25 protein-coding genes and 2 pseudogenes are annotated in these 19,825 nt (G+C 72.3%); 9 read left to right on the forward strand and 18 right to left on the reverse strand.

Annotated elements, in window-relative coordinates:
• Window positions 1–16 precede the first annotated feature (16 nt).
• From AC5PYY_RS03750 to AC5PYY_RS03770, 5 genes are all read right to left on the reverse strand, one after another.
• On the reverse strand, window positions 17–412 hold the full coding sequence (locus tag AC5PYY_RS03750; RefSeq protein ID WP_493898455.1) for a VOC family protein: 396 nt from the start codon (window positions 410–412) through the stop codon (window positions 17–19).
• Between the two features lie 121 nt (window positions 413–533).
• Complete coding sequence (locus tag AC5PYY_RS03755; protein ID WP_493898456.1) at window positions 534–773, reverse strand: antitoxin MazE5; 240 nt, start codon at window positions 771–773, stop codon at window positions 534–536.
• A 35-nt stretch (window positions 774–808) separates the two neighbouring features.
• Window positions 809–997, reverse strand: coding sequence for a PspC domain-containing protein (locus AC5PYY_RS03760; RefSeq protein ID WP_493898457.1), 189 nt, complete (start codon window positions 995–997; stop codon window positions 809–811).
• An 87-nt stretch (window positions 998–1,084) separates the two neighbouring features.
• Entirely contained in the window at window positions 1,085–1,513 is a 429-nt protein-coding gene (locus tag AC5PYY_RS03765; RefSeq protein WP_493898458.1) for an ester cyclase, read from the reverse strand.
• 12 nt (window positions 1,514–1,525) lie between these two features.
• Window positions 1,526–2,020: a DUF2087 domain-containing protein gene (locus tag AC5PYY_RS03770; RefSeq protein ID WP_493898459.1), complete on the reverse strand. Its 495-nt coding sequence runs from the start codon at window positions 2,018–2,020 to the stop codon at window positions 1,526–1,528.
• Between the two features lie 279 nt (window positions 2,021–2,299).
• Here AC5PYY_RS03770 and AC5PYY_RS03775 point away from each other — a divergent pair, with 279 nt between their 5' ends.
• From AC5PYY_RS03775 to AC5PYY_RS03785, 3 genes and pseudogenes are all read left to right on the forward strand, one after another.
• Window positions 2,300–3,493: a DUF2786 domain-containing protein gene (locus AC5PYY_RS03775; RefSeq protein ID WP_493898460.1), complete on the forward strand. Its 1,194-nt coding sequence runs from the start codon at window positions 2,300–2,302 to the stop codon at window positions 3,491–3,493.
• Window positions 3,494–3,536: 43 nt separating this feature from the next.
• Window positions 3,537–3,641: pseudogene (locus AC5PYY_RS03780) on the forward strand (FitA-like ribbon-helix-helix domain-containing protein); the annotation flags it as partial.
• Between the two features lie 163 nt (window positions 3,642–3,804).
• Complete coding sequence (locus AC5PYY_RS03785) at window positions 3,805–4,017, forward strand: hypothetical protein (protein WP_493899410.1); 213 nt, start codon at window positions 3,805–3,807, stop codon at window positions 4,015–4,017.
• Between the two features lie 56 nt (window positions 4,018–4,073).
• Here AC5PYY_RS03785 and AC5PYY_RS03790 read toward each other — a convergent pair whose 3' ends face one another.
• Window positions 4,074–5,042, reverse strand: a complete 969-nt coding sequence (locus AC5PYY_RS03790; RefSeq protein ID WP_493898461.1) for a helix-turn-helix transcriptional regulator — start codon at window positions 5,040–5,042, stop codon at window positions 4,074–4,076.
• A gap of 104 nt (window positions 5,043–5,146) precedes the next feature.
• Here AC5PYY_RS03790 and AC5PYY_RS03795 point away from each other — a divergent pair, with 104 nt between their 5' ends.
• On the forward strand, window positions 5,147–5,725 hold the full coding sequence (locus AC5PYY_RS03795; RefSeq protein WP_493898462.1) for a TIGR03086 family metal-binding protein: 579 nt from the start codon (window positions 5,147–5,149) through the stop codon (window positions 5,723–5,725).
• A gap of 124 nt (window positions 5,726–5,849) precedes the next feature.
• Here the strand turns inward: AC5PYY_RS03795 and AC5PYY_RS03800 are convergent, their stop codons facing one another.
• Window positions 5,850–7,163, reverse strand: coding sequence for a citrate synthase (locus AC5PYY_RS03800; RefSeq protein ID WP_493898463.1), 1,314 nt, complete (start codon window positions 7,161–7,163; stop codon window positions 5,850–5,852).
• Between the two features lie 52 nt (window positions 7,164–7,215).
• On the opposite strand from AC5PYY_RS03800, the gene AC5PYY_RS03805 reads away from it, so the two are divergent.
• The gene (locus tag AC5PYY_RS03805; protein WP_493898464.1) at window positions 7,216–8,370 is read left to right on the forward strand and encodes a citrate/2-methylcitrate synthase; all 1,155 of its coding nucleotides are present in this window, start codon (window positions 7,216–7,218) and stop codon (window positions 8,368–8,370) included.
• A 184-nt stretch (window positions 8,371–8,554) separates the two neighbouring features.
• Here the strand turns inward: AC5PYY_RS03805 and AC5PYY_RS03810 are convergent.
• Window positions 8,555–8,782, reverse strand: a pseudogene (locus tag AC5PYY_RS03810) (L-arabinose isomerase); the annotation flags it as partial.
• Between the two features lie 114 nt (window positions 8,783–8,896).
• On the opposite strand from AC5PYY_RS03810, the gene AC5PYY_RS03815 reads away from it, so the two are divergent.
• Window positions 8,897–9,928, forward strand: a complete 1,032-nt coding sequence (locus tag AC5PYY_RS03815; protein ID WP_493898465.1) for a LacI family DNA-binding transcriptional regulator — start codon at window positions 8,897–8,899, stop codon at window positions 9,926–9,928.
• 5 nt (window positions 9,929–9,933) lie between these two features.
• Here the strand turns inward: AC5PYY_RS03815 and AC5PYY_RS03820 are convergent, their stop codons facing one another.
• The 4 genes from AC5PYY_RS03820 to AC5PYY_RS03835 all read right to left on the reverse strand — a co-directional run bounded on the left by AC5PYY_RS03820 (window position 9,934) and on the right by AC5PYY_RS03835 (window position 13,585).
• Window positions 9,934–10,260 (reverse strand): hypothetical protein, encoded by a 327-nt coding sequence (locus AC5PYY_RS03820; protein ID WP_493898466.1) that lies wholly within the window; start codon window positions 10,258–10,260, stop codon window positions 9,934–9,936.
• A gap of 144 nt (window positions 10,261–10,404) precedes the next feature.
• Window positions 10,405–12,012: an ABC transporter permease gene (locus AC5PYY_RS03825; protein ID WP_493898467.1), complete on the reverse strand. Its 1,608-nt coding sequence runs from the start codon at window positions 12,010–12,012 to the stop codon at window positions 10,405–10,407.
• Window positions 12,009–12,962: an ABC transporter ATP-binding protein gene (locus AC5PYY_RS03830; RefSeq protein ID WP_493898468.1), complete on the reverse strand. Its 954-nt coding sequence runs from the start codon at window positions 12,960–12,962 to the stop codon at window positions 12,009–12,011. Before AC5PYY_RS03830 ends, AC5PYY_RS03825 begins: the two co-directional genes overlap by 4 nt.
• Window positions 12,959–13,585, reverse strand: a complete 627-nt coding sequence (locus AC5PYY_RS03835) for a TetR/AcrR family transcriptional regulator (RefSeq protein ID WP_493898469.1) — start codon at window positions 13,583–13,585, stop codon at window positions 12,959–12,961. Before AC5PYY_RS03835 ends, AC5PYY_RS03830 begins: the two co-directional genes overlap by 4 nt.
• A 157-nt stretch (window positions 13,586–13,742) precedes the next feature.
• Here AC5PYY_RS03835 and AC5PYY_RS03840 point away from each other — a divergent pair, with 157 nt between their 5' ends.
• The gene (locus tag AC5PYY_RS03840; protein ID WP_493898470.1) at window positions 13,743–14,366 is read left to right on the forward strand and encodes a rhomboid family intramembrane serine protease; all 624 of its coding nucleotides are present in this window, start codon (window positions 13,743–13,745) and stop codon (window positions 14,364–14,366) included.
• A gap of 158 nt (window positions 14,367–14,524) precedes the next feature.
• Here AC5PYY_RS03840 and AC5PYY_RS03845 read toward each other — a convergent pair whose 3' ends face one another.
• Both AC5PYY_RS03845 and AC5PYY_RS03850 read right to left on the reverse strand, forming a co-directional pair.
• Complete coding sequence (locus AC5PYY_RS03845; protein ID WP_493898471.1) at window positions 14,525–14,749, reverse strand: VOC family protein; 225 nt, start codon at window positions 14,747–14,749, stop codon at window positions 14,525–14,527.
• Window positions 14,750–14,778: 29 nt separating this feature from the next.
• Window positions 14,779–14,943, reverse strand: a complete 165-nt coding sequence (locus AC5PYY_RS03850; protein ID WP_493898472.1) for a hypothetical protein — start codon at window positions 14,941–14,943, stop codon at window positions 14,779–14,781.
• A 58-nt stretch (window positions 14,944–15,001) separates the two neighbouring features.
• Here AC5PYY_RS03850 and AC5PYY_RS03855 point away from each other — a divergent pair, with 58 nt between their 5' ends.
• Window positions 15,002–16,018, forward strand: coding sequence for an LLM class flavin-dependent oxidoreductase (locus AC5PYY_RS03855; protein WP_493898473.1), 1,017 nt, complete (start codon window positions 15,002–15,004; stop codon window positions 16,016–16,018).
• A 46-nt stretch (window positions 16,019–16,064) separates the two neighbouring features.
• On the opposite strand, the gene AC5PYY_RS03860 is transcribed toward AC5PYY_RS03855, so the two are convergent.
• Complete coding sequence (locus AC5PYY_RS03860; protein ID WP_493898474.1) at window positions 16,065–16,547, reverse strand: SRPBCC domain-containing protein; 483 nt, start codon at window positions 16,545–16,547, stop codon at window positions 16,065–16,067.
• Window positions 16,540–16,905 (reverse strand): ArsR/SmtB family transcription factor, encoded by a 366-nt coding sequence (locus tag AC5PYY_RS03865; RefSeq protein ID WP_493898475.1) that lies wholly within the window; start codon window positions 16,903–16,905, stop codon window positions 16,540–16,542. Before AC5PYY_RS03865 ends, AC5PYY_RS03860 begins: the two co-directional genes overlap by 8 nt.
• Before the next feature lie 42 nt (window positions 16,906–16,947).
• Between AC5PYY_RS03865 and AC5PYY_RS03870 the strand changes: the two genes are divergently transcribed.
• Window positions 16,948–17,661: a PPOX class F420-dependent oxidoreductase gene (locus AC5PYY_RS03870; protein WP_493898476.1), complete on the forward strand. Its 714-nt coding sequence runs from the start codon at window positions 16,948–16,950 to the stop codon at window positions 17,659–17,661.
• Between the two features lie 116 nt (window positions 17,662–17,777).
• Here AC5PYY_RS03870 and AC5PYY_RS03875 read toward each other — a convergent pair whose 3' ends face one another.
• Together AC5PYY_RS03875 and AC5PYY_RS03880 are read right to left on the reverse strand one after the other, a co-directional pair.
• Window positions 17,778–19,193, reverse strand: a complete 1,416-nt coding sequence (locus AC5PYY_RS03875; protein ID WP_493898477.1) for an MFS transporter — start codon at window positions 19,191–19,193, stop codon at window positions 17,778–17,780.
• A 133-nt stretch (window positions 19,194–19,326) separates the two neighbouring features.
• Window positions 19,327–19,809 (reverse strand): winged helix DNA-binding protein, encoded by a 483-nt coding sequence (locus AC5PYY_RS03880; protein WP_493898478.1) that lies wholly within the window; start codon window positions 19,807–19,809, stop codon window positions 19,327–19,329.
• Window positions 19,810–19,825 lie beyond the last annotated feature (16 nt).

Consider the following 19,825-nt stretch of genomic DNA (forward strand, 5'->3'; position numbering starts at 1 on the left):
TGGTTGCCGAGCGCCGTCACCCGGCGACGATCTCCACCTCGAAACCCTGGGCGTTCTCCAGATAGAGCGCGGTCAGATCCGGCCCACCCGCGTGCGGATAGCGGTCCGCGAAGAGCTCGGTCCAGTCGTGGTCACCCGCTTCGGCGCGAATGCCGTCCAGCTCAGCGCGCCCCTCGACCCGCAGCGCCAGGTGGTTGAGGCCCGCGCGCATCCGGTCGTGCGGCGCGGTCACCGCCGGGGACTCCTCGAGCACGATGTAGGCGCCGCTCGGGTGCCGCCAGACCCGACCCTGCGGCCAGCCCGGGTCGTGGTCGGCGGGCCAGCCCAGCCGCGGCAGCAACCAGTCGAAGGGCTCCACCACCGGCTCCAGGTCGTCGGTCCAGAGCTCGATGTGATGCACGGGGTTGACCATGACCCCGAGGCTAGCGAGGCCTCACACCTCGCAGTCGGTGGCGACGGCCAGGGCCGCGCAGACCTGGCCCATCCGCTCACCGCTCAAGCTGCCCAACCTTTCTTGCGCTTGCACATGGCCCTCATGACTGGGCGGCGGCGTCGAGGAAGTCGTCGAGGTGGGCCCAGACGTCTCGCGTCTGAGCCGGGGCCCGGGCGAAGGCCCCGGCATACGCACTGTCGAGGCGCGCCGACCTGTGCTCGCGCAGGAGCGCTTCCAACGCCGCTTCGACCATCGAGGCGTCGGTCCGGCCGACCCCCAGTCGTCGGGCTTGCTCGAGCTGGTCGCTGTCGACCGTCGTGCTCACCCTCACCCGCGTCATGCCACCATCATGCCCGCCTGTGGCATCTGCGCTGATCAGCGCTCGCTGGGCATGATGATCCACAGCACCAGGTAAGCGATGACCTGCGGTCCGGGCAGCAGGATGGACAGCACGAAGAGCAGCCGGACGAGGCCGGCGCTCATGCCGAAGCGGCGGGCGAGGCCGGAGCAGACGCCGGCGATGACGCGGTCGTGAGCGGGTCGGACGAGTGCGTTGGTAACCATGTCCACCACGCTAGGCGTCGCGACCGACACCAGCGATCCGGGAGACCACCCGATCAGGGTGGGGCTATCCCCCGGCGGTGGACTCGCTCAGCCGGCTCCCGGGCTGAGCTGCTGCTCCCCGAGCACGCCGAGCTGCTGCATACCGGAGCCGGTGTCCACCACCTCCCACATCTCGGCGATCCGACCGTCCTCCACCCGCACGAAGAGTGCCTGATCCACGCGGATCCGCGCGCCGGTCGGCGCGACGCCGAGGAAGTCCCCGGTATGTCGCCCGCTCACCTCCACCCGGACGGCTGCGGCGTCACCGGTCACCACCACGTCGAGCGCCTCGTGTCGCAGGTCGGACAACCCGGCGCGGGCGGCGCGCCAGGTCGCGATCGTGGCGTCGACGCCGTGGATCACCACCCCACCGGGCGCGTGCGTGACGACATCCTCGTCGAGGCACGCCGCGACCGCCGCCTCGTCGCCGGCGTCGCCGGCAGCGAGGTAGGAGTGCACCATCGCCTCGACGTCCACGCGCACCTCCCGTCAGGGCCTCCGAGTCTCCTCGCTTCCGGGCCGCCGCGCCAGGGGCACCCGCGCCAGCCGCGCCGCCTCGTCGGTCGGCACCTCCTGCACCTCGTGGGGGTGGCGGTGTGGCACCTCGTCGATGACGCGATAGATCCCGTCCGACCGCAGCAGCCAGCGGTAGTCCACGAGCTCGCGCCGCAGCGAGGCGACGTCCTCGTGCGCGGTGGCGAGGAGGGCGTTGACTTCGGTCTCGGCATACTCCCGACCTCGCTCGAAACGGGTGAGCAGCTCCATGAGCACCGCCGCGCGGGGGCGACGACGGGTCGGGATCGAGCGCAGTCGCTCCCCGTCGAAGAAGGTCCCCACCGCCTTGTCGGCGGCGAGGTCGGTCTCCGCCACGAGCGCGCGGGGCGGGGGCGCGCTCAGCAGGGCGGCGCGGGCGGCGGTGTAGGGCTCCCCGGTGCGGGCCATCCGCTCGCGCACCCGGGCCTTGAGGTCGGCGTCGGCGGTCATGCTCACGTCTCTCCGGTCGGCGTCACCCCAGCCGTGGCCGACCTCGATCGCGAGGTATGCCGTGTCACGCCCCGGAGGATCTGCTCCCCTTCGCCGTGGTGACCGCCGGGCTGGGCGCCGGTCCGGCTCGGTGTCAGGGCGACACCAGGTGCCAGGGTAGCGCGATCGCTGGGCGCAGCGGCCCCGTGCAGCGCGCCCTGTGGACGAGCGAGGGGGTGTGTCGGTCGCCCGTGCCAGGGTGAGGCCACGGATCTGGAGGGGACCCGTGGGAGGGGAGACATGGACACGGTATGGAGCGACAGGACCGCTCGGGCGCACTGCGAGGAGCTGGGCGGGCAGGTGCGCCGACTCTGGCAACGCGGCTGGGAGCCGGCCGACCTGCAGGGCTGGGTGGTCCGGCAGAGCAGGGATGGACTGGCGGCGCTACTGCACGACGCGATGGCGGCTGACGTGGCACGGCACGCGCCGGTCACCGTGGAGCCGCGCTGGCACGACCAGCTAACCGAGATCGGTGCCTGCGTGTGGTGGGAGGCCGACACCGACCACCTCAGCGCCCGGGCACGGCGGGAGCCGGGCGGCTGGGAGGAGGTCGGCTCGACCGTGACGCTGCTGGTGCTCCTCCTGGGCCTGCTGCCCTCGCTGGAGAAGATCGCGGCGGTGCCGGGAGAGGCGCGTCCGCGAGCCTCCTCCTCCGTGGCGGAGCTGGACCAGCGGGTGTTGTCGAAGGTGCGGATCATGCTGGCCAAGGCGGAGTCCACGACCTTCGAGGAGGAGGCGGACGCCTTCACCGCCGCGGCGCAGAAGCTCATGTCCAGACACAGCATCGACCGGGCCATGGTGGAGGAGGCCGAGCGGGCAGAGCACCGACACCGGCGACTCGGTGGGCCGGTGGTGACCCGGGTGGGCGTGGATCGTCCCTACGACCGCCCCAAGTTCACCCTGCTGTCGGCGATCGCGGAGGCCAACCGCTGTCGGGCGTTGTGGAACCAGCAGATCGGTCGCGGCACAGTCGTCGGCTTCGAGGTCGACCTGCGGGCGGTGGAGCTGCTCTATGCCTCGCTGCTCGTCCAGGCCACGTCGGCGATGCAGGCCGAGGGCCCGCGCCGCACCGCCCGAGGCGGCTCCCGGACCCGGTCGTTCCGCAGCTCTTTCCTCACCGGCTTCGCGCTGCGGATCGGCGAGCGGCTGCAGCAGGCCGCTGCACAGGAGGAGGTCGCGGCGGCCGCGGAGCTAGCTGCGTCGGGAGCTGATACTGCTGAGGAGCAGACGTCGGGCGCAGGTGCGGGCGGGCCGAGCACCTCGGTGGCGCTCGTCCTGGCTGCGCGCACGCAGGAGGTCGACGACGCGGTCACCGACCGGTTCCCACGCCTCAGCACGGTCCGGTCGCGTGCGGCCTGGGACCCGGAGGGCTACCGCTCCGGCCGGGCCGCCGCGGAGCAGGCCCGGCTCGGCGTCCGGGAGCGCCTGTCATGAGCGGTTCGTGGAGAGGTGGGCCGATGGTATGCATCATGCATGGATGGGAGTCCTCGTGCAGGTGAGAGACGTCGACCGGTCCGTCCGGGATCGGCTCAGGCAGAAGGCCGCTGCCCGCGGGCAGTCCCTCAACACCTACCTGCGCGAGCTCATGGAGCGTGATTCCCGGCGCCCCTCCGTGAGGAGGTCATCCGCCGCCTGCGTGAGCGAGGAGACCTCCTCTTCACCACCACCGACGCACCGAGCGCGGTGTAGGCCCTCGCATCTGCCGGGGACGCGCGGCTGCAGGAGCTCGCGAGACGCACCGAATCGTGATCGTCGTCGACTGCTCCTTCGTGGTCGACCTCCTCGTGCGACCGAGCTCGGTCGAACTCCGCCGGCGAATGCTGGCACTCGCCCACCACGTCTCGGCCTACGACGCGAGCTACCTCGCGCTCGCCGAAGGGCTCGACGCCGAGCTCTGGACGCGGGAGAGGTCCCTCGTGGCCGCGGCGAGGAGCACCGTGAGCTGCGTCCTGGTGTGACGGATCCGCCCGGCGCCAGGTAGGAGGCCAGTGTGCTGCCGGGGCTAGGCCACCGGCTAGGCGGAGTCCGGGTGGCCCGCGAGGGCCTCGAGAGCCACCTGCCGGATCATCGCCCGCGCCTCGGGCGGGTCGATGACCTGAGCCCATGACCCGAATCCGGTGAGCACGCCCGCCAGCCCGCGCAGCGAGCTCACCGGCGCCGCGAGGCGCACGTGCTCCGGGCCGTCGTCGGTGAGCTCGACGGGACCGCGCAGGGCGATCGCGAGTTGACGCCGGGCGAGATCTGCCTGGTCCCGCCGGACCCGGATCGTCACCACCGTGCTGGGTTGCTGCTGCCAGGTGGAGCGCAGTTCGTGCCAGGTCGCCAGCAGGTCGAGGCCCGCAGGTCGGCGCGCCGGGGCATCGAGCAGTCTCACCCGCTCGAACCGGTCGATGCGATACGTGTGCGGCCGGCCTCGGTGAGCGGCGATGAGATACCAGCTCTGCCCGGCGAGCACCAGTCCCCACGGGTCGAGCGTGCGTCGCCCGCCCCACTCCGAGGAGGCGGCCCGATAGACCGTCCGGATCCGGCGATCCGCCTCGACGGCGCCGAGCAGCTCGCGCAGCCGCTCCGGACGATGCTGGCGCCCCGACCACCCGCCCGGGTCGATGACCACGCGCTCCAGGGCGCGACCGACCTGGCCGGTGCGCCCCTCCGGCATCCCGGTCGCCAGCTTGCGCAGGGCACTCTCGTAGTCGCGCCCTATGCCCAGGGCGTCCGCGACCCCCGCCCCACCGGTGACGAACAGCGCGCGCGACTCGGCCTCGGTGAGCTCCTCGACATCCGGACGATAGCCGGGAAGCAGCGCGTAGCCCCCGTCCCGGCCGCGCTCGGCATACACCGGCACACCGGCGAGGGAGAGCGCCTCGATATCGCGCATGACCGTGCGCGGGCTGACCTCGAGCCGCCGGGCGATCTCACTGGCGCTGAGCCTCCCATGGGCGCGCAACAGCCCGACGAGACGGAGGAGGCGCTCGGTCCGCATACCGGAGAAGAATGTCAGAGAACTATGACACCACCTGTCAGGTATGCCGTCGCAGACTGGATCCATCGGGGGAACCGCCCGCCACCGAGACGAAGGAGATCGCCATGACCGAGCAGCCAGACCTGCGCCCCGCCCTCGCCCGCACCCAGGACTGGGTCGCGAACCTCATCGACGGTGTCGACGAGTCTCACCACGAGCGGACCACACCGTGCAGCGACTGGTCGGTCCGCGACCTGGTTGAGCACCTGCTCGCCGTGGAGCACCGGGCCGCCGTGCTCCCGGCACAGGGTTCCGTCGACGGAGAGCCGGTGCACATCGCGTTCGAGGACAGCCCCGGCGAGGCCTTCCGGGCCGGGGTTGCCCGCGTCTCTGAGGCCTGGGCCGACGACGCGGTGCTCGACCAGGAGATGTCACCGCCGTGGGGCACCATGCCGGGCCGCGCAGTGCTCGGCGGCTACGTCCAGGAGCACCTGGTGCACGGGTGGGACCTCGCCGCGGCGACGGGGCAGGACGGCGAGGCCTTGGCGGACCTGGCCGAGCAGGTGCTGCCCGTGGCGCGCGAGACCATCCCGGCAGCGGCCCGCTCCGAGGACTGGATGCCTTTCGTTGAGGTCGTCGAGCCCCACCCGGACGCCGGGCCCACCGAGCAGCTGGCCAACTGGCTCGGCCGCACCACCCGCTGAGCAGCCCCGTCGGAGCGACCACGCCGCCGCTGTGACCTCGCCCGCCGGAGTGACCACGGGGGAGCAGGACCGTCACCGGCCTACCCGGCGATGACGGTCTGGCTCTCCCGACCGCACGCCCACGTCAAGGGTGCCGCGCGCCGGTGTAGACCCCGCGCAACCGGAACCGCATCCCCGGCTCGGCCAGCTCCTCGATCGCGTGCGCCGTCCAGCCAGCAGTACGGGCGCACGCGAAGATCACCGAACCGGCGTCGCGAGGCAGGTCGTGCTCCAGCACGAGCAGCGCGAGTGCCACGTCGACGGTCAGCACCCAGCCGCGCCGCTCGAGCAGCTCACGCTCGAGCAGGAGCAGCGCCTCGCGCACCGGCGGCGCGCAGTCCGGCAGCAGCCGGTCCAGCAGCACCTGGGCGCGCGGGTCCTGATCGGTGTAGACGACGTGGCCGAAGCCCGGCGGCGGCCCGTCGGCGAGCGCGGTGTCCAGGGCACGACGGGGGTCCAGCAGGGCAGGGCGCAACCAGTCGACCGCGCGCACCGAGGCGCCGACGTGCAGCGGGCTGTCCGCGGCGGCGAGTCCCGCGAGCAGCGCGGAGGACGGGTCGCTCCCCGCCGACACCGCGACACGGACCGCTGTCGTCGACACCGCGAGGTCGTGGTCGGCCAGCAGCACGAGGGCGGTGTCGACAAGCTCGGCTGGCACGTCGAGGTATGCCGCGAACGTCGCGGCCAGCGTGGGGCCAGGTTCGGCCCCGGTGACCGAGCAGGCCATCGCCGTGGCAGCGCGGGATCCGGCGAGCGCAAAGGCCTCGGGGCGACGGTCGCGCCGGCCCACGTCGGTCGCGCCCGCGAGCAGCACGGCGTGCTTGAGGCGGTCGAGCGCGGGGGTGGCCGGGGGCAGCGCCGCGACCAGCTGGCGCAGGGGCTCCACCGGGTCGGGGGCTGATGGTTCTGCCGGTGCCGTGGCATCCCTGGACGCAGAACGTGCGTCCGGTGCGTGCAGACCGTGCGGCCGGTCCACGCCTCGCGCGCGGTCGGTCGGTGCAGAACGTGCGTCCGGTGCGTGCAGAGCGGCGTCGGCTCCGGGCAGAGTGATCCCGGTGAGCAGGTCGCGGACCTGCTCGAAGGTCCAACTGCCCGCCAGGTCGCGCACGTCGTGGCCGCGGTAGGCGAGGCTGCCGGGGCCGACCTCGGTGATCGCGGTGCGCACGTCGTCGCTCGTCGCGGGGCCGGTGGACCGACCTCCCCGGCGCCCCGAGCGGCCCGGCCGACCGGCGAGCGCGCGGACCTCGTCGACCGCGAAGAGGCTCCCCACCCCCGGCTCCCTGCGCACAGGTGCGAGCACGCCCCGGCTGACGTAGGCATACAGCGTCTGCACCTTGACCCCGAGGTAGTCCGCGGCCTGCGCGGTCGTGAGCACGCCGGCGTCGCGCTCCGCCGTCATGTTGACTCGATCAACGTTGACACTGCATCAATGTTAGCGGCACGCTCGCGCCATGACGACCCCATCGCAGCAGCAGGCGACCCACGCTCCTCACGGCCTCAAGGGCCTCGTCGTCGCGCAGACCACGACCGGCGACGTGCGCGGGCAGGAGGGGTTCTACCACTTCCGGGAGTACTCCGCCGTGGAGCTGGCGCGGCGCCGGTCCTTCGAGGACGTCGCCCACCTCATGCTCGAGGGGCACCTGCCGGACGCGGCCGAGTCCGGCGCCTTCGCCACAGCCCTCGCCGAGGCGTCGCGCCTGCCGCACGAGCTGCTGGAGCAACTGCTCGCCATCGCCCGCTCGGGCCCGGACCGCGCGTCGCTCGCCCGGCTGCGCACGGCGATCTCACTGCTCGGGTCGGTGGAGGAGTTCGCCCCGACCTACGGCGCCAGCCCGGAGCAGGTCCGCGCCGACGTCCTGCGTCTGGTGGGCGCGGTGCCGGTGCTGCAGGCCGCGCTCTTCCGGCTCCGGCAGGGGCTGCCGCCGCTCGAGCCGCGCCCTGACCTGGGCTCTGGCGGCAGCTGGCTGTGGATGCTCACCGGCGAGGAACCGGCACCCGAGCACGCGGCGGCGGTCACGGCATACCTCATCAGCACGGTCGACCACGGCTTCAGCGCCTCGACCTTCACCGCGCGCGTCGTCACCTCCTCCGGTGCCGACGTGGCGTCGGCGGTATGCGGCGCGATCGGCACCTTCTCCGGCCCGCTGCACGGCGGTGCTCCCGATCGGGCCCTGGATGCGCTCGACGAGATCGGGGGCCCGGAGCGTGCCCGCGAGTGGGTGCGCGAACGTGTCGCGGCCGGCGAGCGGATCATGGGGTTCGGGCACGCGGTCTACCGCACGATGGACCCGCGGGCGGCGCTGCTGCGCGAGCACGCAGAGGCGCTTGGCGGGCCCCTGGCCGAGCTGGCGGTGCAGGTCGAGCGCGAGGTGATCGACGCGCTGGCCGAGCTCAAGCCCGGACGAGAGCTGCACACGAACGTCGAGTACTACGCCGGCGTCGTTATGGAGCAGTGCGGCATCCCGCGAGAGATGTTCACCCCGACCTTCGCGACCGCGCGGATCGTGGGCTGGGGCGCGCACATCCTGGAGCAGACGGCCGACCCACGCATCATCCGTCCGGCGGCGGAATACGTCGGCCCGCCGGCCCCTGCCCCGCTCCCCTGACGACCTGACCGGCCGCACGGTTTGTCGTGACCGAGCGCGCGGTATGTCGTGACCGAGCGCGCGGTTTGCCGTGACCGAGCGCGCGGTTTGCCGTGACCGAGCGCGCGGTTTGCCGGAGCGGCTGCATATCGCGCGGCCAGTTACCGCATATCGCGCGGCCAGTCACCGCATATCGCGCGGCCAGTCAGAGTAGAGCGTGCGATGAGAAGCCCTGGGCGAGGCGGTAGTAGGCCTTGTTCCAGCGCAGCTGGTCGCGGAAGCCGCGCGTCGTCGTGGCATCGTCGATCTCCAGCAGCTCGATTCCGGCGATCTCGGCGAAGTCGCGGAAGACGTCGACCCCGACCGCCGTCGTCATCACCGTGTGGTGGGCGGCGCCCGCCATGATCCAGCAGGCGGCGCTGCACTCTGAATCGTTTCATGCAACCTACGGTCCCGCTGTCTTCACCGTCAACCCCCCCCCGACCCCCGACACCCTGAAAAGTTTCACCGATAGGCTTCACCTACCTCACGAGAAACGGAGCTCGCCATGGCCCGCCCGAGCGTCAAGGACGTCGCGCGAAGCGCGGGGGTGTCGCTCGGGACCGTCTCCAACGTGCTCAACCGCCCCGAAAGCGTGCGCCCGGCCACGCGCGAGCGGGTCGAGGAGGCGATCGCCGAGCTCGGCTTCGTGCGCAACGACACCGCCCGCCAGCTGCGCGCCGGAGACAGCCGCACCCTGGCCTACCTCGTGCTCGACGCGGCCAACCCGTTCTTCACCAACGTCGCCCGCGGCATCGACGGCGCCGCGCGCGACGCCGGGCTGACCGTCTTCCTCTGCGACAGCGGCCAGCAAGCAAGCCGTGAGGACGACTACCTCGAGGCGCTCCTGTCCCAACGGGTGCGCGGCGTCTGCATCACCCCGGTCGACGCGGACAACCCCCAGTTGCGGACCCTGGTGGAGCGCGGCATCCCCGTCGTCTTCGTCGACCGGACCCCGCGCGGCCAGGACGAGCACTGGTGCAGCGTGGGCGTCGACGACCTGCTCGGTGGCCGTCTAGCGGCCGAGCACCTGCTCACGACCGGCCACTCCCACCTGGCGTTCGTCGGGCAGAGCAGCGACGTCCCGCAGTCGATGGACCGTCTGGCTGGCGCCCGCACAGCGGTCGCGGATGCCGGCGCCTCCGCCGCGGAGTTGCTCGTGCTCGACACCGAGGGTATGCAGTTCGAGGACGGACACGACGCCGCGCGCCGCTTCCTCGCGCTGGCTCCGGCGCAGCGCCCGACCGCGCTCTTCTGCGCCAACGACCTCCTCGCGCTGGGCGTGCTGCAGGTGCTGACACAGGAGGGCGTGGCCGTCCCCGACGAGGTCGCGATCGTCGGCTACGACGACATCGACTTCGCCGGAGCCGCGGCGGTGCCACTCACCTCGATCCGGCAACCGTGCCGCGAGATGGGCCGCGCCGCGGCCGCGGCCCTGCTCGAGGAGGCCGCCGGCGGCGAGCACGAGCACCGGCACGTGAACTTCACCCCCGAGCTCGTGGTACGTCGCTCGACCGATCCCGCTCGCGACCGCGCCTGACCAGGTCACGCTCCCGCAGCGCGTCGAGCCCGAGCGGGAGCACCGGCATACCCACGTGGGAGTCGGTCGCGGTGTCGCCGTGACCCGGACATCCGCTCGACCAGGGGTATGCCGTGCCAGCCCAGGTTCGGGGCGAAGCGGACGACGTCGTCGGCGTCGACGACACCGGGGGCGCCGACGCCGCCGCCGAGCACCGGCTGCTCGGCGGCGGCGACCAGCTCGCGGGCGAGCTTGGTGGCCAGCACGATCGCCTCGTCACCGGTGGCGCCGCCGATGTGCTGGTCGGAGCAGGCGACGACGGGGAGGATCGGTGCAGCAGGACCGATCCTCACCAGAAGGCCCGGCCCCCGCGGGGAGAATCGGTGCAGGTGGACCGATCCTCCCCAGAAAGCCCGGCCCCCGCGGGGAGAATCGGTGCAGGTGGACCGATCCTCCCCGCGTCCCGGTCGGGTCGGGTCAGGTCAGATCCGGAACGGTCAGACCACCGGGATGTCGCGGCGCCGGAAGCCCGCGACGCCGGCCGCGAGCAGCACCAACCCCAGCGCCACGAGCACCACCGTGCCGGTCGCCTCCGGCCCGTCACCGACGACATTCGTCCCGATCGCGAGGAAGGGCGTGGCGTCCAGCAGCCACTCCGGCAGATCGAAGCCGGGCCCGAGGTAGGCCAGCAGGGCGGCGAGGGCGAAGACGGCCCAGCCGACGGCATACCCGCGGGGCAGCCACCCGATGAGTGCCACGACCAGCCCCAGGAAGAGCACCACGGCCGGGGCGAATCCCGCTGCGCCAGAAAAGATCTCGCCGGTCCACGTCGAGTCGCCGAGAGACGCCGCCGCCGACCCGCCGAGCGACAGCGCGCCGACCACGCCCATGACGACCGCGCCGACCACGACGACGACCAGGTGCAGCCCCAGCCATCCTGGCCGGCCACGCGGCGCCGAGAGCTCGACCTCCATCCGCGCGGTCTCCTCCTCCTTGCGCAGCGAGCCGACCGACGCGATGACGAAGGCCGCCACCAACATGCCCAGCATCATGACGAAGGTCGACATGATGGGCGGCAGGATCACGTCAGCAGCCTGGGCCGCCGCGTCCCCCTCCGCCCCGAGGAAGCCCCCGAGCGCCGGGTTGTCGAGGACGACGTCGATGATCTCCTGCGCCAGGGAGCCGTAGACCCCCATGAGCGCCGCGGCGCCCACCGTCCAGCCGAGGATCGCGCCCCGGTGCTGGTGCCAGGCGAGACCGAGCGGGTGCCGGAGCAGCGCCGAGGCCCGCGGGGTCGCCCGACGTGGCTGCACCAGCGCGCTGCCGACGTCGCGGCGTGTGCTCAACCAGAACGCCAGCCCGAGGAGAGCGACCCCCGTGCCGAGCGCCAGCAGCAGCGGCCACGCGCGCGCCTCGCCGAAGGCCCGGATCTCATCGATCCAGCCGTGCGGCGAGAGCCACAGCAGCCACTCGCCCTCCAGGGCGCCGAGCCCGCGGAGCAGGTATGACGTCATCGTCACCGCCAGGCCGATGCCCCACACGGCCCGGTTGTGCTCCACCACCTGCGCCGCCACCGCGGCCACGCCGATGAAGACGAAGCCGAGCGCCGCGATGCCGAGACCGTAGAGCAGCGAGCCACCGGCATCGGCCCCGAAGGCCGCCATCGCCAGACCGCACCCCAGCCCGGTGACCAGCACCGCAGCCGAGCTGGTGAGGACCGCCGCCAGCAGCGGCGCGAACCGCCCGATGCTCGAGGCGAGCAGCAGCTCCAGCCTCCCCGCCTCCTCGTCGCGCCGCGTCGCCCGCGACATGAGGGCGATCGCCATGAGCGGCATACCGAAGGAGAGGACGAAGCCGAACTCGTTGGCGAAGACGCCGCCGAGCGTGTCGAGCCCGGCGACCCGCCCGTTGAGCACGGCCATCGCGTCGCCGCCGAGCGACTCGGCATAGCCGCGGACCTTCTCCGGGGTGTCGTAGAGCGCCGCGATCGAGGAGCCGGTGAGCGCCATGATCCCGACCATCGCCAGCACCCACGCGACCAGGCCCTTCCACCCGGTGCGCCACGCGATGCCGGTCATCGTGCCGACGCCGTGGACCGTGCTCATCGGGCGTCCACCAGCGCGTCGGTGCCACTGCCCGCGTCCTGGCTCTCCCCCGCGTAGGCCTGCAGGAAGAGGTCGTCCAGACTCGGCGGGGTGACGGTCAGCGTGTGGATCCCCGCCTCGTGCAGGGCGCCGACCAACCGCCCGACGGCGTCCGGCTCGGCCGAGGCGTGCACCTCGGTGCGCCCCTGCTCATCGGCGTGCGTCTCGACGTCGGTGACGCCGGGCATACCGTCGAGCGTCGGCGCCCGGTCGGTGACCGCGCGCACCGCGGAGTGGGTATGCCGTCGCAGGTCCGTGAGCGTGCCGGTCGTCACCGTCCGGCCGGCGCGGATGATGGAGACGCGGTCGGCGAGCGCCTCGACCTCGCCGAGGATGTGGCTGGAGAGCAGCACCGTCACGCCGTCGTCCCGGCGCTCGCGCACGACCTGCTGGAAGACCTCCTCCATGAGCGGGTCGAGCCCGGAGGTCGGCTCATCGAGGACCAGCAGCTCGGCGTCGGTCGCGAGCGCGGCGACGAGCGAGACCTTCTGCCGGTTGCCTTTGGAGTAGTCACGGGACCGCTTGGTCGGGTCGAGGTCGAAGCGGTCGACGAGCTCGGCGCGGCGGCCCTCGTCGATCTGGCCGTGGGCGCGGGCCAGGATGTCGATGCACTGACCCCCGGTGAGCCCCGGCCACAGCGTGACGTCGCCGGGCACGTAGGCCAGGCGGCGGTGCAGCTCGACGGCGTCGGCCCACGGGTCGCCGCCGAAGAGTCGGGCGCTGCCACCGCTGGAGCGCATGAGGCCCAGCAGGATGCGGATGGTGGTCGACTTGCCGGCGCCGTTGGGCCCGAGGAAGCCGTGGACCTCCCCGCGGTCGACGACGAGGTCCAGCCCGTCCAAGGCGGTGACCTTGCCGAAGGTCTTGCGGAGCCCGTCGATCTCGATGAGGTGCTCGGTCGAGGTGGTCACGATGTGCCTTTCGTCTGCGGGGTGAGCATGAGGGCGAAGAGGGAGTACATGTCGGTGCCCCACCGGTCGATTCCCTCGGGAGCCAGCGGGTCGAACCCGAGCATCTCGGTGAGCGGGCCACGCAGCAGCACGCCGCCGAGGTCCATCGCGAGGAGTCCGGCCGCGCGGACCTGCGGGTCGGGGCCGGGGTCGATGAGGCCGGCGTCGCGCCAGTGCAGGAGGAGGTGGAGGGTGAGGTCGTACCAGCCGCGCAGGACGGCGCGGGCGCGGTGGTCGTCGGTGAGCAGCATGCGCCGCAGGTAGGGCATGACCGGGGAGTCGCCCGGGAACAGCTCGGCGAAGGAGCCGAACTTCTGGTCGGGCTGGGAGCGCAGCGTCTCCGCCAGCTCGGCGTCGGAGGGCATCGCCTCGCCCAGGAGGCCGTCGAAGAGGCCGAGGACGTGCTCGTCGCAGGCGGTGCGGAGGCCGTCCTTGGAGCCGTAGTGGTGCAGCACGAGCGCGGGAGAGACCTCCGCCGCTGCCGCGATCCGGCGCACGGTGACGGCGTCGAAACCCTCGTCGGCGAAGAGCCGTAACGCCGCGTCACGGATTCGCGCCTTGGGGGTGAGGTCGTCTGAATGCACGTTCAATATCTTAAACGGGTGTTCCGTATGCTGTCCAGGCGTTCAGGTCTCGGTGGCGTCGCTGGGAGCCTGTGCGCGCTCTCGTGGCCGGTACACACGGCATATCTTGCGCACCGGTCACGGGAGCGTGCACAGGCTGGGAGGGGACAATAGGGGTATGACGACCGCCCCGACCTCCGCCACGAGACGCCCGGACGTGCCGTCGTGGGCGAGACGCGTCATACCGGTGCTCGTGCTGGTCGGACTCATGTGGGCCAGCGAGATCCTCGACCTGATCCTGCCGCTGTCGTTCGACCAGTTCGGGATCCGGCCGCGCCAGCTGGACCACCTGCAGGGGATCGTGCTGAGCCCGTTCCTGCACCTGGGCTTCGGCCACCTGCTCACCAACACCGTCTCGTTGCTCGTGCTCGGCTCGATGCTGGCGCTCTCGACGCGGCACCTGTGGCTGGTGACCGGAGGCGTCGTGCTCATCGGCGGTCTGGGCGTGTGGCTGCTGGGCGGTCCCAACACGGTGCACATCGGCGCCAGCGGCGTCGTCTACGGGTATGCCGCGTTCCTCGCGGTCTACGGCTTCATCGCCCGGCGCTTCGGGCAGGCGCTGCTCGGCGTGCTGGTCATCGTCGTCTACGGGTCGATGATCTGGGGCGTCCTGCCGATCCGGGAGGGCGTGTCGTGGCAGGGGCACCTCTTCGGTGCGGCCGCCGGGGTGCTCCTGGCGGTCTGGCTGGGCCGCCGCGACCGGGCATCCCGAACCGTCGGCGCCGTCCCCACGCGCCGCTGAGCCACCCCTGCCCGCACCGGACGCACGTTCGGCCCGCACCAGCCGCACGTTCTGCACGGACCGGACGCACGTTCTGCACGGACCGGCCGCACGTTCCGCCCGCACCGGACGCACGTTCTGCACGGACCGGCCGCACAGCATGCCGTGACCGCAGCGCGTCAGGCGTCGCAGGCCGTAACGTGCTTGGGCTGGTCGATCATGATGTCGTCGGCGCCGGGCACCTGGACCATCGCCACGAGCCCGAACCCTATGTCTGACGGCCCGGAACTGAAGGTCGCACCCCTGTCGGACAACTCGGCCATCGTGTCCTCCAGGTGGTCGCAGACCAGCGCGATCTCGTGATGCCGCTCCCCCGCGAAGGTCGGCGTCCTGGTCGGGTGCACGCCCAGCTCGCTGGGGCCGGTGGCGAAGCTCAGCCAATCGGCGGGATCCTCAGACCCGGAGTCACCGCCACCGCGCCGCCCCTCCTCGCCTCACCCGGCTCGGCCACGAAGGGCCACCGAAGGACGTCCTTGAGAAAGGCCCGCGTGACCGTCGGATCGTCGGAATAGATGAGGGTGTGGACCGCCTGGATCACCGCTCCACGCTAGCGCCGCGGCGGAATGCCGCGGACCCGTGCGGTTGTTGACACGTCCATGAAGCGCATCGGCTTTCTCTCCTTCGGCCACTGGACCCCGCACCCGCAGTCGGCGACGCAGTCGGCCTCCGATGTCCTCCTCCAGTCGATCGACCTGGCGGTCGCGGCCGAGGAGCTCGGCGCGGACAACGCGTCCTTCCGGGTGCACCACTTCGCCCGGCAGCTCGCCTCGCCCTTCCCGCTGCTCGCGGCGGTCGGCGCGAAGACCGAGCGGATCGAGATCGGCACGGGTGTCATCGACATGCGCTACGAGAACCCGCTCTACATGGCGGAGGACGCCGGCGCGGCCGACCTCATCTCGGGCGGTCGGCTGCAGCTCGGCATCAGCCGGGGCAGCCCCGAGCAGGTCATCGAGGGCTACCGCCACTTCGGCCACCACCCCGCCGAGGGTGAGACCGACGCCGACATGGCGCGACGGCATACCTCCCGGTTCCTCGAGGTGCTCTCCGGTGACGGTTTCGCCGAGCCGAACCCGCGCCCGATGTTCCCCAACCCTCCCGGCAAGCTCCGCCTCGAGCCGCACTCCGAAGGGCTGCGCGAGCGCATCTGGTGGGGCGCCGGCACCCGCGCGACCGCGGAGTGGGCGGCCGAGCAGGGGATGAACCTCATGTCCTCGACCCTGCTCACCGAGGACGCGGGTATGCCGTTCCACCAGCTGCAGGCCGACCAGATCCGCCGCTTCCACGAGGCGTGGGCGGCGGCCGGGCACGAGCGCACGCCGCGAACCTCAGTGTCCCGCAGCATCTTTCCGCTCGTAGACGAGCGGGACCACGCGTACTTCGGGCTGGAGCGGCGCAGCAGCGACCAGATCGGGATCATCGACGGCGCCCGGTCGACCTTCGGCAAGACCTACGCCGCCGAGCCGGACGAGCTGGCCCGCCAGCTGGCCGCCGACGAGGCGATCGCCGCCGCCGACACGCTGCTGCTCACCGTGCCCAACCAGCTCGGCGTCGACTACTGCGCGCACGTCATCGAGAACGTCCTCGCCGTAGCCGACGACCTCGGTTGGCGTTGAGGGGCTGACCTCGGCTGGCACTGAGGGCCAGCCGAGGCGGCACCGCTCAGGCAGCCGGCTGGTCCATGGGCTGGCCGGTCTCGACCAGCGTCTTGAGACCGGAGAGCGACCACGGCCAGCCGCCACCGCCCTGGTCGGGCTCCCCGCCGCCAGCGATCTCGGCCGCGAGCTGCGGGGCCGCGGAGACGTCGTGGGTGAGCACGACCTGGGTGAGACCGGAGGGATACTCGGTGAGCTCCCAGGTCAGCCGGGTCGGCTCGATGCCCTGGTGCCAGGTGGGCGACCAGTCGAGGACCAGCTTGTGCGGCTCGTCGATCTCGACGACGGTCCCCTCGACGGCCACGTCGCCCATGCCCATCTCCTTCATCTCGTCCGTGGTGAGGTTGCGGTAGACACCGCCGGGACGGGGGTCGAACTCGATCGGTCCGCCGTAGCCCCAGCGGGTGGTGTGCTCGGAGCGGGTGATCGCCTCCCACACCTTCTGGGCGGGAGCGTTGATGTAGATGCTGAAGACCTGGACGTCATTCATGGTGCTCTCCTGGGGGTTCGTGGTCTGAGTTGCCCTCGAGCTGGTGCTTGAGGTCGAGGAGCCCAGCGGCGATCGCTGCCCGCTGGGTGTACTTGCCGATCCACCGCTCGTGGATCTGCTGGATGGGGACCGGGTTGAGGTGGTGGTGCTTGGTCCGGCCCACCTTGCGCGTCGTGACCACCCCGGCGTCCTCGAGGATCCGCAGGTGCTTGGCGACACCGAACCGCGTCATCTCGACGTGGTCGTTGACGACGGCCTCGAGCTCGCCGAGCGAGCGGCCGTCCCGCTCGAAGAGCGCGTCCATGAGCAGCCGGCGGACCGGGTCCGCCAGTGCCTTGAACACGAGGTCGTCGTCCATGCGGACGACATTAGGTGACCATATGGTCACCTGTCAACGGGTATGCCGTCGCAGACCGCGGATCTCGACCACGGGTTCTCGCGCCATGGCGACGTTTCCGGTGGTCGAAATCAGGGGCCTCCACGGCAAACCGCGCGGCCAGTCACGGCAAACCGCGCGGCCAGTCCCGGCAAACCGCGCGGCCAGTCACGGCAAACCGCGCGGCCAGTCACGGCATACCGCGCGGTCGGTCACGGCATACCGCGCGGCCGGTCACGGCATACCGCGCGGTCGGTCACGGCAAACCGCGCGGCCGGTCACGGCGTGGGAGGCTGGGCCCGTGGCATACCGCAGCATGGACCTGGAGCAGGCGCACACCTTCCTCTCCGCCGACCCGGCCCGACCCGCGATCCTCGCCACCTCCGCCAGGACGGGAGGCCGCACGCGGCGCCGATCTGGTACGTCCTCGACGATCACGGTCGGGTCTGCTTCAGCACCAGCGCGGACACGGTCAAGGGCCGGGTGCTGCGGCGGGCGGGGTATGCCGCGCTGACCGTCCAGGACGACCGGCCGCCGTTCTCCTACGTCATGGTCGAGGGGCCGGTCGAGCTGGTCGACGACCTCGCCGTGGTGCGGGAGTGGGCGGCGCGGATCGGTGGACGCTACATGGGCGCTGATCAGGCCGAGGCCTTCAGCGCGCGCAACGGCGTGCCGGGCGAGCTGCTGTGCCGGCTCACGATCGACGAGCACGTCGGCGCGCTCGACGTCGCCGACTGAGCGGGCGGGCGCGAGGTGTCGGGGTCGACGGGCACCACCGTCGTCCCGGACGCAGCACTCGTAGCGCCTTGGTGCTCTCCTGTCCGGCTGCAGCACGACATCAGGACAAGAAGGCGCTAGGAGTCGTCCGGCCCGACCGCCGCCACGCGGAAGTCGGCGACCTGCCGGTGGGTCAGCGCGACCCAGCCTCCGACGGCGAGGCACCCGAGAGCACCCAGCAGCGCCGACCAGGCGGGCGTGGTCAGCCCCGCGACCAGGCCCGCCCGGGCGTTGCCGATGTCCGGGCCCGCCACCCCGATGACGTGCTCGACGGCGGAGACGCGCCCCAGATGACTGTCGGGAGTCGCGAGCTGCACCATCGCCGCTCTCGCGGTGACCGACACGGTGTCGGCCGCCCCGGCCACGGCGAGCGAGGCGAGCGCCGCCCACGCCAACCCCGTGAGGGCGGCGAGGCCGAAGCCGAGCAGCGCGAGACCCCATACCCCCACGGCGAGCAGCTGCACCACGCCGAGGCGCGCTTGGCGTGTCACGAGCCCCGAGGCGAGACCTGCGGTGACCCCACCCACGGCGATGCAGGTGAGGAAGAGCCCGAGCGCGCGCGGGTCTCCCCCGAAGAGCGTCTCGTTGACCATGGGGAAGAGCGCGACGGGAAACGCCAGCAACGTCGCGGCGAGGTCGAGCAGGAAGGACCCGCGCAGCACCGGGTCGCGCCGCACCTGGCCGACGCCCTCACCCAGCATGACCACGGCGGTGCGCGTCCGGCGGCGCAGTCGAGCGGTGCGCGAGGCACCGCTCAGGTATGCCGCTCCTCCCGTCCGCGGCGCTGCGGCGGTCGCGTGGTCGCCTGGCTCGGAGGCGCTGCCGTCCGGGGCAGCGGTCACGCTCGCGGCAGGCCCGACGGAGCCTCCGCCCTCGGGCGTCGCTCGCTCAGGCGGTAGTGCCGGAAGCGCGCGGACCGTGAGCCAGCTGATGGCCAGCGCGACGGCGTTGACGAGGTAGCAGACCGCCGGGGAGGCGACGCCGAGGAGCAGTCCGCCGAGCGCAGGCCCGACCATCATCGCGGCCTGGAAGCTGGTCATGTGCAGGGCGATTCCGGCCGCGACCTGGCTCCGCGGGAGCAGCCGGACGATGAACGTGCGGCGGGCCGGGGCACCCAGGGCGCTGAACGCCGTCTGCACGCTGATGAGGGCCAGCAGCAGCGGCAGCGGATAGAGGCCGAGGACCAGCTGCGCGCCGAGCGCGAGCGCCGACAGCGCCTGGCCGCCGGTCGCGAAGAGCGCCACCCGGCGCCGGTCGAGCACGTCGGCGACCGGACCACCGACCAGACCCATGACGATCATGGGGATCGCCTGGGCGATGCCGATGGAGGCGACCCAGAAGGCGCTGCCCGTCATCTCCCACACCTGGAAGAGCACGGCGACGACAGCCACCTGGTGACCCAGGCCGCTGAGCGCGCCGCCGGCCCAGATCCGGCGGTAGGCGGGGCTCTGGCGCAGTGGGGTGAGGTCGAGGAGCGCGCCGCGCGGGCTCACCTCACACCCCACCGGGCGTCGCGAGTTGCTCTCGTCCCCACCGGGCGTCGCGAAGGGTTGCTTTCAGCACCACCGAGCGTCGCGAAGGGTTGCTGAGTGCCCGACCGGGCGTCGCTCGTGGTTGCTGCGCCGCTCACTCCCGACCGCCCAGGTGGTCCTCGAGCCGCTCGGCGAACGACCGGCGGGAGAGCGCGGCTGCCATGTCGGCGGCGACCTGGCTGGGTGCGTAGGGCAGCTCGGCCTCCAGCTCGGCGATCGCCGCCTCGGTGGCCCGCCACTCCGCCTCCGCGAGCGGCACGAGCGCCTGGCCGCGATCGGTGAGGGTGATGACACGGGTGCGACCGTCCTCCCCCGGCTCGCTCGCGACGAGCTCGGCCTGGCGCATCTGCGCGATCGTCTGCGAGAGGGCCGAGTGGGTGCGGTCGACCTCGGCCGCGAGCTGCGTGATGGTCATCGGGCCGAGCCGCGCCAGCCGGACGAGGGGCAGCGCGAAGCGGGGCCGCACCTGTCCCTGGCCCCGCTCGCGATAGACCTCGGCGATGGCGGCGTCCATGTCGGCGAGGACGGTGAAGAGCGTCTCGAAACGGCTCTCGCGCGTCGGGTCCGGCGATGTCATAGCGCTAATGTAACAG

The organism is Serinicoccus sp. JS2-9 (assembly GCF_059025165.1).